Genomic DNA, 12,709 nt, shown 5'->3' on the forward strand with positions numbered 1-12,709 from the left:
GCCGGCCGCTACGACGAACTGCGCGGCAGCGCGGCCGGCCTGCAGGCGCCCGCGCTCGCGCCCGCATGGCGCGATTTCTTCACGGCGATCGGCAGCGACGGTGTCGCCGATCTCGACCGCCGCGCGGACGCGCTGCAGCGGCGCATGCGCGAGAACGGTCTGTTCTACCAGCTGCACGAGCAGCGCGTCGGCGACGGCGCGACGGGCCCGTGGTCGCTGGACCTGCTGCCGCTGATCGTCACCCCGCAGGACTGGGTGGCGATCGAGCGCGGCGTGCTGCAGCGCACGCGGCTGCTGAACGCGATGATGGCGGACCTGTACGGGCCGCAGACGATCCTGCAGCGCGGGCTGTTGCCGCCCGCGCTCGTCACCGGGCATCCGGGCTACCTGCGCGCGATGCGCGGCGCGCGGGTGCCGGGCGATACGTGGCTGCACGTCGTCGCCTTCGACCTCGCGCGCGGGCCCGACGGTCAGTGGCGAATCGTCGCGCATCACACGCAGGGTGCGGCGGGGCTCGGCTATCTGCTGGAGAATCGCCTGATCGTGTCGCGGCTTTTTCCGCGCGGGTTCCGCGGGCTGCGCGTGCAGCGGCTCGCGGCGAGCTACCGCGCGCTGCTGCAGAGCATGCAGGCGCTGAGCCCGGCCCGGAAGAACTCGCGGATCGTGCTGCTGACGCCGGGGCCGCACAGCGCAACCTATTTCGAGCATGCGTATCTCGCGCGCTACCTCGGCCTCACGCTGGTCGAAGGCGGCGACCTGACCGCGCGCGACAACCGCGTGTTCCTGAAGACGCTGCGCGGGCTCGAACCCGTGCACGGGATCCTGCGGCGCGTCGACGACGCATGGCTCGATCCGCTCGAGCTGCGGCCCGATTCGCTGCTCGGCGTGCCGGGGCTGCTGCAGGCCGTGCGCGCCGGCAACGTGCTGCTCGCGAATGCGCCGGGCAGCGGCTTTCTCGAATCGCCGGGCGTGCTCGGCTTCCTGCCGCGTCTCGCGGAAAGCCTGCTCGACGAAACGCTGACGCTGCCGGCCGTGCATTCGTGGTGGTGCGGCGAGCCGGCTGCGTGCGGCGACGCGCTGGCGCAGCTCGCGCGTTGCATCGTCAAGCCGGCATTCCCGCCGGACGTGCAGGCGGGCGGCGGCTTCGAGCCGGTGATCGGCGCTCGGCTCACGCACGCGCAGCTCGCCGGATGGCGCGCGCGGATACTCGCGCAGCCCGAGCATTACACGGTGCAGGCCGATCTGCCGCTGTCGCAGGCGCCGACGTGGCCGGGAAGGGGGGAATCGAACGGGCCGGGCCACGGCGGTGCGCGGATCGTGCCGAAACCGCTGCTGATGCGCGTATTCGCGCTTGCCGATGGCGCCGGCCGCTGGCGCGTGCTGCCGGGCGGGCTGTCGCGGGTCGGCACGCGCGATGCGCTGTTCAATGCACCGATGCCGCGTGGCGGCAGCACGATCGACACGTGGGTGATGACGGAAGGCATCGTCGATTCGACGACGCTGCTGCAGACCCATCTCGGCCCCGACGACCTGTCCACGCAGCCGCGCGCGATCGCGAGCCGCGCGGCGGAGAACCTGTTCTGGCTCGGCCGCTACACCGAGCGCGCGACCAACCTGATGCGGCTCGCGCGCGCCGCGCTCGAACGGCTGCGCGGCGAGGACGATTCGGACAGTCCCGCGCATCTGGAGCTGCTCGACACGCTGTGCCGCGACACGGGGCTGATCGCGGCCGATGCGCCGAGCGCGGTCGATGCGCCGCGCGCGTTTCAGCATGCGCTCGCCGCGTCGCTGACGCGCGGCGCGGATCGCGCATCGGGCATCGCGTCGTGCCTGTTCGGGATGCGCGGCGCAGCGGCTGCGATCCGCGAGCGCCTGTCGAGCGAGCAATGGCGGCTGATCGACGACGCGACGCAGCTGTTCGCCGACAGCGCCGGCCACCCGGAAGCGGAAGAGCAGCTCGGCAACGAGGCGCTGCAGTTGCTTGAACGGCTCGGCCTGCTGCTCGGCGCGATCACCGGCGCGCAGACCGACAACATGACGCGCGACGACGGCTGGCGGCTGCTGTCGATCGGGCGGCAGATCGACCGGCTGGATTTTCTGTGCAGCGTGCTGCGGTTCGCGTTCGACGAAGGCGCGGTGCTCAAGCAGGACGGCTTCGAGCTGGTGCTCGAACTGTTCGACAGCGCGATCACGTTCCGCTCGCGCTTCCAGCGCGGCTTCGACGTCGCGCCGCTGTTGTCGCTCGTCGTGCTCGACACCGACAATCCGCGCTCGCTCGCGTGGGTCGTGCAGGCGATGCGCGGACGCCTGACCAAGGTCGAGCACAGCGAAGGCTACGCGTTGTCCGAACTGGCCACCGCGATTCCGGACGTGCCCGGCTGGTCGCTGCACGAACTGTGCGAAACCGGCGACGACGGCCGCCACGACGTGCTGCTCGAGCGCCTGCTGGCGACCGCGAAGGCCGTGTGGGACCTGTCGAACCGGATCGGCGAACGCTATTTCAGCCACGTGCGCGAGGCGGGCAGGACGTTATGGTGACGAAGCCCTCGACGACGACGCGGCCCGCTGCAGCGGGCTTGCCTGCGCCGGACGACGCGGCTCCGGCCGGCACGCCGCAAGGGCGGTTGCTGCGCGTCACGCACGATACCGAGTACCGCTACGCCGCGCGGGTCGAATCCGCGCAGCACCAGGCACGGCTGACGCCGCTCGCGACGCCGCGCCAGCAGGTGCTGTCGTTCGCGCTCGAGATTGACCCCGCTCCCGTGCACGTCGGGTCCGAAATCGATGCGTTCGGCAATGCGCGCGCGTCGTTCGCACTGAACCAGCCGCACGACGCGCTGCGCGTGCGCAGCCGCAGCGTCGTCCGGGTGACGCCGCCCGTCTGGTCGGCCGGCGCGCGCGGCGAGCCGCCGCCAGCGATCGCCGCGCCGGACGCCGCGCATGCGAGCGCGTGGGAAGCGGTGCGCGAGCGCTTCCGGTTCCGGGCGGGGGAGCCGTACGACGCGGCGAGCGAATTCGTGTTCTCGTCGCCGCATGTCGCGTGCGATCCGGCGCTGGCCGCGTATGCGGCGGCCAGCTTCACGCCCGGCCGGCCGCTCGTGCAGGCGGCGTGGGAGCTGATGCGGCGCATCCACGCGGAATTCGTGTACACGCCGAACAGCACCGACGTCACGACCACGGCACTCGACGCGCTGGCGTTGCGCAAGGGCGTCTGCCAGGATTTCGCGCACGTGATGATCGGCGCATTGCGTTCGCTCGGGCTGGCGGCGCGCTACGTGAGCGGCTACCTGCTGACGCAGCCGCCGCCCGGGCAGCCGCGCCTGATCGGCGCGGACGCATCGCACGCGTGGGTCGAGGTGTACGACCCGGCGTGGCCGGAGGATGGCGGCTGGCTGCAGCTCGACCCGACCAACGACCGCGCGCCGGGCGACGATTACGTGATGCTGTCGATCGGGCGCGACTACGCGGATGTCACGCCGCTGCGCGGCGTGATTCGCGGCGGTGGGGCCGATCAGGAGCTGAAGGTGGGGGTGACGGTCGAGCAGCTGGAGGATGCCGTGTGATGGGTGGTGCGTCGGTGGTCAAGCATGCGCGAGGCGGAATGCGCTGGCCATTCGATCCTGGTCTCGAGCCGACAAGCCGAGTGCCGTGGCGATCGTTCGCCACTGGCCGACGATGCGGCTGAAGTCGGCGATGATCTCGTCGGCTTCATTCAGATCGAGCCGGAAGTACTCAGCGACTTCGCGTGCGAGCTCCAGATCCAGGGCGTTGTCCGTTGCCGTGATGTTGAGTTTCAGGCCATCGGCAATCGCAACAGGGTTCATGTCGTAGGCTTCCGAGAGTCGCCATCCGAGACCCGGGACCAGAATGAAGCCGTGATTGCGCAGGTGATCGTCGGTGTTCGAGACGAGCAGGTTGAAGACGATCCGCGACCAAAGCTCCCGCAGGTCCGCACGCGGCTGTGCGCCGTGCCGAACGAGGACCTCCGCCAGCTCCAGGTAGCTCACCCCAGTGGACGCATCCTCGCCATCGACATGGCCGGTCATCGTCATCGCCGACGCGAAATGCAAGCGTCGACCGGTGTTGGTGCGATCGAAGCGGCGGACGATGAAGCAATGGTATTCACTGGCAAATTTGCGGGCTTGGGCGGCGGCAACGCGCAGGTCGCAGCCGACAGCCAGCGCATTCACCACCATTTCCCATCCTCCGACGTCGCAATTGTCGCGGGCACTCGGAAACTTGGCGATGTAGAGGTGCCCGTCATCGTCGGCCACACTTGCTTTGGGTCGGGCGCCACCCAGCGAACCGCCTGGGGCAATGAGCATGCTGAGCCATGTACGGCCCTGCGGAGCCGTGTTGTTCTCGTCCTCTTCCAAGGCACGGCTTGCGCGTTCGAGTTCGTGGATCCTGGCGAAGGGGGGCGCGGCGACGTCCACCCGGCCGTCGAGGAATTCGCCAGCATCGTTCAGCCGATACCGCAACGCGCCGACGCGATAGAGATCGTGGACGCCCAGCAGGTAGTCCGATTCGTACAGTCGCGTGCCTTCCGGGCGAATGCCGGCGCGAATATCCCGCTCGAGTCGACGCTCCATGAGCAAACGTCCCCACCGATCGGGGCTCGAATCTGCAAAGACGCCAAACTTGTCCCGAGGCGAAGCAGGGTACTGAGAGCCCTCGAAGAGACCGATCCCGGGGTCCAGCAGCAGGCGCCCAAGCACCGGATCCCGCAGTGCTGCGGGATCGTATTCGAACTCGAACAGTTCGCTCGCGCGGGTCTGGCGGCTGTGCAGGCTCCCGAGTCGTTGGGGTGCCGGCAGTCCGTCCCAGTCTGCGTACACGCCGATCATGGTCATCGCTTGTCCTGCTCCCTGCGCTTTTTCATTGCCGGCTTCAGCAGGGCGGCGAGGTCGGCTGCCGTCGTGCCGAGCGGCTTCGCCGCGGCTTGCTCCGTGACGACGGTCGGGACATGGTCCACGACGCGTGCATCGCCTTTCGCAGCACCAGCGGATTCCGCGTGGATCGGAGCGTTTTCGTGAGGCACTGCGTCATTGCGCAGGTCGGGGCGACGTGGGCGCCTGAAGCCGGCGGATACGGTTGCGCGCGCCGTCCTTTCTTTCACAAGACTCGCATCCTGCAAATGGCGACCGACCTCGTCGTCGGCACCGAGCCTGACCAGATCCTTCTCCAGCCCCAGAACCTGCATGACGGCGGTGTAGGCGCCTATCGTGACCCCCGAGCTGCCAGCTTCCAGCGAACGAAGTGTCATCGGTGACATCCCGGCACGCTCGGCGACCTGCTTGGCCGTCAACTTCCGGCGCAAGCGTGCAAGTTTGAGTCGCTCGCCGAATTCGACGAGCAACTGGTTCGTCGACGGCAGAAGTGGGGCTGTCTTCTTTGCCATGGCGCTAATATTCCTGCTATATCGACAAAATTTAGCCAGAATATTAGCACATTTGGTCGGGGCAGCGGAGGTGAGACCGGGCGTTCGGTGTGCCGGAAGTGCCAATATTATGTGCTTAAGGAACGCACAAAGCTAAAATATTGGCAGTTTTTGCAAATCTATCCCGCAAACCGGTCCGTCGCCGCGATCAGCGCCTTCAGGATCCCGGGTTCGTCGTACGCATGGCCCGCGTCCGGCACGATCTCGAGCGACGCGTTCGGCCAGGCCTTCGACAGATCCCACGCGCTGCGCGCGGGCGTCGCGACGTCGTAGCGGCCCTGGACGATCACGCCCGGAATGTTCGCGAGCCGATGCGCGTCGCGCAGCAGCTGGCCTTCGTCGACGAAGCCTTCGTTGACGAAATAGTGGTTTTCGATCCGCGCGAATGCCAGCGCGAAATGGTCGTCGCCGAAGTGATCCGCGAGCCCCTGGTTCGGCAGCAGCGTGATCGTGCGGCCTTCCCACCTGCTCCACGCACGCGCGGCTTCCACCTTTGCGGCTTCGTCGTCGCCGGTCAGCCGGCGATGGTAGGCGGAAATCAGGTCGCCGCGCTCGTCGACGGGGATCGGCGCCAGATATTCGTCCCACAGATCCGGGAACAGCCACGACGCGCCTTCCTGGTAGTACCACAGCAGTTCCGCGCGCCGCAGTGTGAAGATGCCGCGCACGATCAGCGCGCTCACGCGTTCGGGGTGCGTTTCCGCATAGGCGAGCGCGAGCGCGCTGCCCCACGAGCCCCCGAACACGAGCCATTGCTCGGCGCCGACCATCTCGCGCAGCCGTTCGATATCCGCGACGAGGTGCCAGGTCGTGTTGTTGTCGAGGCTTGCGTACGGCGTCGAGCGGCCGCAGCCGCGCTGGTCGAACAGCAGGATGTCGTAGCGCTCGGGGTCGAACAGGCGGCGATGCTCGGGGCTGCAGCCGCCGCCCGGGCCGCCGTGCAGGAACACGGCCGGCTTGCCGGCCGGGTTGCCACAGCGCTCCCAGTACACCTGGTGGCCGTCGCCGGTGTCGAGAAAGCCGTGCGCGTAGGGTTCGATCGGTGGGTACATGACATTTCCCGGATTGTGGGGTCGACAGGATTCCGGCCGGGCGCGGCGCGCGTCGCGCGAACGGGACGCGCGCGGATGCCGGCGCGATGACGCCGGACCGAACCTGGCCGGAACGGAATCGCCATTATGCCGCCGGATTCAGGCCGACATGCGCCGGTTATCGATTCCGGCATTCAGTGAGCGGAATGTGCGGCGATATTTTTTGGCAATTTTGTTTCGATATTTTTTGCGGAGACTAATGGCTGCATTTCGGCAGCCATTCGAAAACACCAATCACACCAATCAATAACCGGCCATTCGCCATTGCGACGGAAACCAATAAATGAAACATCGCGTGATGCAGCTTACGGGGTTGCGCGCCGTCGCGGTGGCGATGGTCGTCGTCGGGCATGCCGAGCACGTGGTTCCCGGCGGCTATACGGGCTGGCTCGCGCCGCTGCGCGTGATCGCCGACGGCCGGCTCGGCGTGCTGATCTTTTTCGTGCTGAGTGGCTTCCTGATTACCAACGTGCTGAAGGCGGAACTGAAGCGCACGGGCGACATCGCGCTGACGGCGTTCTATGTGCGGCGCGCATTGCGGATCTGGCCGGCGTGCTACGCGTATCTCGCGGCAGTCGCGATCTTTGCCGCGGCGGGGTGGATCGACGTCGACCGCAACCAGTGGCTATATGCTGCGCTGCACTTGTGGAATTACTCCGCGTGGCTCGGGCTGAGTCCCGACAACGCGCTGCATCCCGACGGCGCCTGGTATCTCGGCCATTTCTGGTCGCTTGCGCTCGAAGAGCAGTTCTACTGGTTCTGGCCGCTGCTGTTCCTTTACCCCGTCCGCCGCTTCGGCACGCGCTGGCTCGCGGCGCTGATCCTGATCGTGCCGCTGGTCCGGGCCGGCACCTATTTCGCCGCGCCGGCGCTGCGCGGTCAGCTCGGGATGATGTTCCACACGGGCATCGATCCGATCCTGATCGGCTGCTTCGTCGCGCTCAACCAGGAGCGGCTGGATGCGTGGATCCGCTCGTGGCCCGGCGAGTCCCGCATCGTGACCGCGATCATCGGCGTGGTGCTGTTCGTGATGCCGATCGCCGAGTCGAGGCTCGGCGGGCTCTGGAATGCGACTTACGGCGTTACGCTGGAAGCCGCGTTGATCGGCATCGTGATCGTCGTGCTGAATTTCCGCAGTGAATTCTGGTGCGCGCGATTGCTGCGAATGAAACTGCCGGTATTTATCGGCACGATTTCATTCAGCCTGTATCTGTGGCAACAGCCGTTTGCTTATCCGCATCTGCCGATCGCGCATGGTTTTCCGCTTGGTGTTGTGTGGGCACTGGCCGCGGCCACAGTCAGTTATTTCCTGATCGAAAAGCCGTTCCTTCGATTGAAGGATCGTTATTCGACGCGAATGGCGCGCACGTCGCAGCACGAGGTACGGCTGATGCCGGCGGCGTCCGAGTGCATCGGCGCGAAAGTGGCCGAGTAGGAGAGGCCGCCAGCCGGCATGTGCTTCATGCGTCGGGGCCGGGAACCGCCGATCCATCCCGGCTCCGCTCGCCGAATTCGGGCGCCGGGCGCCTGTTTCCGCGCACATGGAGTCCCGGAACCAGCCGCTGCCGGATGCTGCGATTCAACGGCTCCGAATAGAGCCGCGCGATCGCCAGGCTCAACCCGGCGGAGAGCAGCAGATAGCTGGCCAGCAGTGCCAGCTTCACGTCGCCGGTCACGCTCGACGGCGGGAAGATCGTCCGCAACAGGCCCAGCACGATGAGGTGGAACAGATAGAGCTCGTAGCTCAGTCTGCCGAACCAGCCGAACCAGCCGAACACCGCGGACACGCGCGCGCGTCGAAACGCGGGCTCCGTCGGACGGTCATCCGCGGCCAGCAGCAGGACGGCGGTCCCGATGGCCATCGCGGTGACACCCAGCACATTGCCATCCGCGATCGGCCGATACAGATAGACGAAGGTCATCGCCGTTGTCGCGACGCATTGCAGCAAGGTCCGCGACCGGCCGTGCCACGCGATCCGCTCGGCGAGCAACGCCGTGCAGCATCCTATTGCGATCGCATCGAAGGACGCGAAATACGCATAGAGAAAGCCTCCTTCATCGCCTTGATGGGCGAATCGGTACACGGGACCGACGACGATGATCGCGCACCAGAACGCAACGAGCCGCGACTCCCGGCGAAGCGCGACGCAGAGCAGCGGGAACGTCAGGTAGAACACCTCCTCGACCGACAGCGACCACAGCACGCTCAGCGGATAGTTGACCCACCCGTGCGCGCCGACGAGCACGTTCATCCAGAACGTGACGGATGCGAAGTTCACGAGCCAGAAGGACACCGGCGTGCCCGTCGGCGCATGGTTCTGAAAGATCGCAATACCGGCGGCCGCGAGCAGATTCACGGCGACCAGCAGCAGAAGCAGGCACGGGATGATGCGCGCGACGCGCAGGCCATAGAACGCGCGGGCGTCGATGTTGCCGAGTCCGGACCAGCGCCGGTTCGCGTTCTTCGTGATCAGGTAGCCCGAGATCACGAAGAACATCGTCACCCCGTAGTTGCCGTTCCGGGCGACGGCGCGCACGGCTTCCCATCCGAATGCGCTGGCCAGCGACGTGTCGTTCAGCCGGTAGCCGATATTGAAATGGTGAAACAGCACGAGGAGGATCGAGATGCCGCGCAGCAGGTCGATCCTCGGGTTGCGGGCGCCGGCGTTCGTCATGCTGTGGTCGTGGCCCATTGCACGAATGCGGTGCCGGCCTCGCGCAACACGGCCTCGCGAGCATCCAGGCTGACGCCAGGCGCGTCGTAGTAGGCGGCGACGAGCAACGGCGCGCGGCCGGGCGGACGCACGAGCGCGTAATCGTTGGTTTCGCCCTGCAGGCTCGTTCCCGGCCGGTCGCCTGCCTGCCAGCCGGCGGGCAATACGGCGCGAATCCGGTTGAGCCCGGGCTTGCAGTCGATCATCCCGCGTTCCAGCCGTGCGCGCGAACCGGCGCTCAGGACATTGCCGAGCAGCATGCTGCGGGCGAGCGTCACGATGGCTCTAGGGGTCGTCGTGTCGCGCTCCCCGCCGTAATCGTTCGAGTCGGGTTCATAGCGGTCCGAGCGGGTCACGGTATCGCCGAGCCCGCGAGCGAACCCGGTCAGCCCCGCAGGGCCGCCGATGCTTCTCATCAACAGGATGGCGGCCGTGTTGTCGCTGTAGACCAGCATCGCATCGCAGAGCGCCGCGACCGACATCTCGCCTCGCGCGACATTGGCCTTGGTGATCGGGGACGTGAAGATGAGGTCCTGTTCCGTATAGCGCACCAGGCGGTCGAGCTGCTCGTGGCCGGCATCGACGCGCGCGAGCACCTGCGCCGCGAGTATCCCCTTGAAGGTGCTGCACATCAGGAAGCGTTCGTCGGCGCGGTGGCTCAGCGTCCGCCCCGAACCCGTATCGACGGCAAACACGCCGAGTCGCCCGCCGTGCCGGCGCTCGATGTCGGCGATCGGGGATTCGGCCGCGCGCAGCGCGGGCGCAACGCCCATGCCGACGAGCAACGGCAGTCCAATCATCAGGTTTCGACGCATGATCGAATGAGTCACGGAATGGTCCTTTTTATTTGGAGTGCAAAATGGTGGAGGCCGCGCGATGGCGGCAGGTCCGTCGTCATGCCAGCTTGCCGGCCAGCAGCATGCGGCGAATGTTGGTGGCGTCGCGTGCGGGGAAGGCGGCCGGATCGGCGTCCAGCAACACCACCGTCACGTTCTTTTCGACGGAGCGCAGCCGCATGGTCAGGCAACGTCCCGCTTCGCTGTTGAAGCCGGTCTTCGACAACGCGATGTCCCAGCCTTTCTGCCCGACGAGCGGGTTGGTGTTCCGGTACTCGACCGGCGTGCCGTTGATCCTGACGACGCGGCTGGAATCGGTGGTCGCCCGCGCGATGGCCGGATAGCGAGCCGCCGCGTTCACCATGGCCGCGACGTCGCTCGCCGTCGACGTGTTGCGCGGCGACAGGCCGGTAGGCTCGTCGATCGTCGTGTGCTTCAGGCCCAGCGCGGCAATCTTCGCGCGCATCGCGATCCGGAACGCCGGCAGGCCGCCCGGATAATTGTGCGCAAGCGCGTACGCGGCGCTGTTGTTGGACGACATCAGCGCAAGCTGCAACACCTCGCGAAGCGGCAGGCGCGCGCCGACCGGCAACCCGGTGCGACTGTGCTGCAACGCGCGCGTGTCGGCCTCGTCGATACGGATGGTCCGGCTCATGTCGGGCTGCGTGTCGAGCACGACCATTGCGGTCATCAGCTTGGTCAACGACGCGATCGGCACGACGTCGTCGGGGCGTTTCTGGAACAGGACCTTTCCGGAGCTGTCGTCGACGACCACGACGTGGTTCGATTCGACCCGCGCGAGCAGCGCCTGAAGCGTGTCGCCCGTTGCGAGATCGGCACCTTGTGCCGACGCGGCCGTCACGCGGGCCGGCGCGGTTCCCGCGGTTCCGTCAAACGGCCCGGTTACCGACCGGAATGCGTGAGCCGCCACACAGAGCGCGACGAGGCCGAACGCGATGGCCGGGGCATGTGCATGCCGGTTCAGCGGCCGTTCGGCGGGTTCGCAAAGCCGCCTGATGCGGTCGAGCAAGTGGCCGCCTTTCGCCCATTGCGCGACGAGCGAGTCCGGCGCGTCGGCTGCTTGAAGCGTGCTCAGCTGCTCGAGCGCCAGCGCAAGACGCCGGGGATCCTCGATGAGCGTGGCGGCCAGGTGGTCGGCAACAAGCTCTCGCTCGATGCGCATGCGTCGCGACAGCCACCATACTGCCGGGTGATAGAACAGCAATGCCTCGACTGCGCGCTGCAGCAGGTTGATCAGGTAATCGAAGCGCCTGATATGCGCGACCTCGTGTGCGAGCAATGCGTCGAGCAGATCCGGCGGCATCCCGGTCAGCAAGCCGGCGGGCACCAGCACCAGTGGCCGCCACCAGCCTACGGTCAGCGGGCTGGAGAGACCAGATGCAACGCGCAACCTGACTTTGCGGCCGATGCCGCAACGCGCGGCCAGACCGGATACGCGAGCCTGCCACCTCGCGTCCTCCTGTGCGGAGTCAGCGCGGCTGATCCGGCGCACCCAGAGTATGCCGGCCGCGAGCCGGCACGACATGACGGTCACGCCGAGCAGCCATGTGGCAACCAGCGATGGCAGCGCGTACTGCAGCGTGTATTGCAGCGCGGACGGCGCGTCCTCACCTGCTACCGGCAACGCGATGGCGACAGGCGCGCCGACCTGATCGGATGCCCGGGCCGCGATCTCGAGGTACTGGTACACGTCGAGCAGCGGCGCGCCGAGACACGCAACAAGCGACAGGCAGAGCAGCGCGTAGCGCTCCTGCGGGCTCGCATCGCGCATCAGCCGGAGCGACAGCGCCGTTGCCACGCCGATCAACGCGCCTTTCCAGACGAAGTGCAGCAGCGCCCACCCCAACGCCTGAACGAGAACCCAGGACAACGCGCTCACCGATCCTCTCCGTGCAGGATTTTCTGGATCTCCGCACGTTCTTCCTTCGTGACATGCCCACGCAACGCGGCCAGCACGAGTGCCTTGCCCGACCCGGAAAACGCCTTGTGGATCAGTTCCTTCAACAGGCTGGTCTGCAACGCGTTCTGGCTCTGCGCGGGTGCGTAGACATGCGAGCGTTCGCTCTCGTCGCGCGTCAGCAGTCCTTTCGAATGCATGAGCTGCATCTGGCGCAATACGACAGCATAGGTGATGTCCGGGCGCTCGGCCTGCATGGCAAGATGCACCTGCTTCACGGTGGCAGGCCCGAGCGGCCACAGAACGCGCAGCAGTTCGAGTTCGGCAGCGGTCGGTTTGATCGGAGGGGCGGTTTTGGCCATCGCGGCATCTCAATGGTGTGAGCAACGGGATGTAGATTAATTTGTCTAGAACAAAATGTCTACATCGATGTGGGGCGCTCGCGACCGAGTGGGTCGACTTGATTAGGGAGATACGTTTGATGCTGAAGAACTGGCGACAATTCCTGCCGAAGATCGGGCTGGCGATGAATGCCGGGGCGGCGCTCGCGTATTCCGGGCGTGTGATGGACGCGTACAACGATCTGTCCGATGCGGCTTGAAACGGTGTTGCGCGTTAGGGTCGAGCAGAACGTCGGGCCATGAAGGCAACAACTGCCCCGGCAATCCGGACGATTGCGCCGGAGCGGTAACCGACAGATCTGCGGAACA

At 66.7% G+C, this 12,709-nt stretch carries 10 protein-coding genes; 3 read left to right on the forward strand and 7 right to left on the reverse strand.

Features of this window, described 5'->3' with window-relative positions:
• Nucleotides 1–2,538 (forward strand): circularly permuted type 2 ATP-grasp protein (locus G3N94_RS25455; protein ID WP_241022063.1); only part of this gene is annotated, 2,538 nt, incomplete at its 5' end.
• A gap of 38 nt (nucleotides 2,539–2,576) precedes the next feature.
• Nucleotides 2,577–3,563, forward strand: a complete 987-nt coding sequence (locus G3N94_RS25460; RefSeq protein ID WP_241022065.1) for a transglutaminase family protein — start codon at nucleotides 2,577–2,579, stop codon at nucleotides 3,561–3,563.
• Between the two features lie 18 nt (nucleotides 3,564–3,581).
• Here G3N94_RS25460 and G3N94_RS25465 read toward each other — a convergent pair whose 3' ends face one another.
• The 3 genes from G3N94_RS25465 to pip all read right to left on the reverse strand — a co-directional run bounded on the left by G3N94_RS25465 (nucleotide 3,582) and on the right by pip (nucleotide 6,492).
• Complete coding sequence (locus tag G3N94_RS25465; protein ID WP_205795316.1) at nucleotides 3,582–4,853, reverse strand: HipA domain-containing protein; 1,272 nt, start codon at nucleotides 4,851–4,853, stop codon at nucleotides 3,582–3,584.
• Complete coding sequence (locus G3N94_RS25470) at nucleotides 4,850–5,401, reverse strand: helix-turn-helix transcriptional regulator (RefSeq protein ID WP_205795317.1); 552 nt, start codon at nucleotides 5,399–5,401, stop codon at nucleotides 4,850–4,852. Before G3N94_RS25470 ends, G3N94_RS25465 begins: the two co-directional genes overlap by 4 nt.
• A gap of 158 nt (nucleotides 5,402–5,559) precedes the next feature.
• Nucleotides 5,560–6,492 carry a prolyl aminopeptidase gene (gene pip / locus G3N94_RS25475; protein WP_205795318.1) on the reverse strand — a complete coding sequence of 311 codons (933 nt, stop codon included), beginning with the start codon at nucleotides 6,490–6,492 and terminating at the stop codon, nucleotides 5,560–5,562.
• A 322-nt stretch (nucleotides 6,493–6,814) separates the two neighbouring features.
• Here pip and G3N94_RS25480 point away from each other — a divergent pair, with 322 nt between their 5' ends.
• Nucleotides 6,815–7,966 carry an acyltransferase gene (locus tag G3N94_RS25480; RefSeq protein ID WP_205795319.1) on the forward strand — a complete coding sequence of 384 codons (1,152 nt, stop codon included), beginning with the start codon at nucleotides 6,815–6,817 and terminating at the stop codon, nucleotides 7,964–7,966.
• 25 nt (nucleotides 7,967–7,991) lie between these two features.
• On the opposite strand, the gene G3N94_RS25485 is transcribed toward G3N94_RS25480, so the two are convergent.
• The 4 genes from G3N94_RS25485 to G3N94_RS25500 all read right to left on the reverse strand — a co-directional run bounded on the left by G3N94_RS25485 (nucleotide 7,992) and on the right by G3N94_RS25500 (nucleotide 12,361).
• A complete protein-coding gene (locus tag G3N94_RS25485) occupies nucleotides 7,992–9,206 on the reverse strand; it encodes an acyltransferase (protein WP_205795320.1) in 1,215 nt (404 codons plus the stop codon).
• Nucleotides 9,203–10,075, reverse strand: coding sequence for a class A beta-lactamase (gene bla / locus G3N94_RS25490; protein ID WP_346778732.1), 873 nt, complete (start codon nucleotides 10,073–10,075; stop codon nucleotides 9,203–9,205). Before bla ends, G3N94_RS25485 begins: the two co-directional genes overlap by 4 nt.
• A 64-nt stretch (nucleotides 10,076–10,139) precedes the next feature.
• Nucleotides 10,140–11,981: a M56 family metallopeptidase gene (locus tag G3N94_RS25495; RefSeq protein ID WP_205795321.1), complete on the reverse strand. Its 1,842-nt coding sequence runs from the start codon at nucleotides 11,979–11,981 to the stop codon at nucleotides 10,140–10,142.
• Nucleotides 11,978–12,361: a BlaI/MecI/CopY family transcriptional regulator gene (locus G3N94_RS25500; RefSeq protein WP_205795322.1), complete on the reverse strand. Its 384-nt coding sequence runs from the start codon at nucleotides 12,359–12,361 to the stop codon at nucleotides 11,978–11,980. The genes G3N94_RS25495 and G3N94_RS25500 overlap by 4 nt, the downstream gene beginning before the upstream one ends.
• Between the last annotated feature and the right edge of the window lie 348 nt (nucleotides 12,362–12,709).

Source organism: Burkholderia sp. Ac-20353, from assembly GCF_017104785.1.
Classification (GTDB): domain Bacteria; phylum Pseudomonadota; class Gammaproteobacteria; order Burkholderiales; family Burkholderiaceae; genus Burkholderia.

Coding starts and splice junctions, on each gene's coding strand:
- G3N94_RS25465 (WP_205795316.1), bottom strand. CDS start 4,853: ATGACCATGATCGGCGTGTACGCAGACTGGGACGGACTGCCGGCACCC.
- G3N94_RS25470 (WP_205795317.1), bottom strand. CDS start 5,401: ATGGCAAAGAAGACAGCCCCACTTCTGCCGTCGACGAACCAGTTGCTC.
- pip (WP_205795318.1), bottom strand. CDS start 6,492: ATGTACCCACCGATCGAACCCTACGCGCACGGCTTTCTCGACACCGGC.
- G3N94_RS25480 (WP_205795319.1), top strand. CDS start 6,815: ATGAAACATCGCGTGATGCAGCTTACGGGGTTGCGCGCCGTCGCGGTG.
- G3N94_RS25485 (WP_205795320.1), bottom strand. CDS start 9,206: ATGACGAACGCCGGCGCCCGCAACCCGAGGATCGACCTGCTGCGCGGC.
- G3N94_RS25500 (WP_205795322.1), bottom strand. CDS start 12,361: ATGGCCAAAACCGCCCCTCCGATCAAACCGACCGCTGCCGAACTCGAA.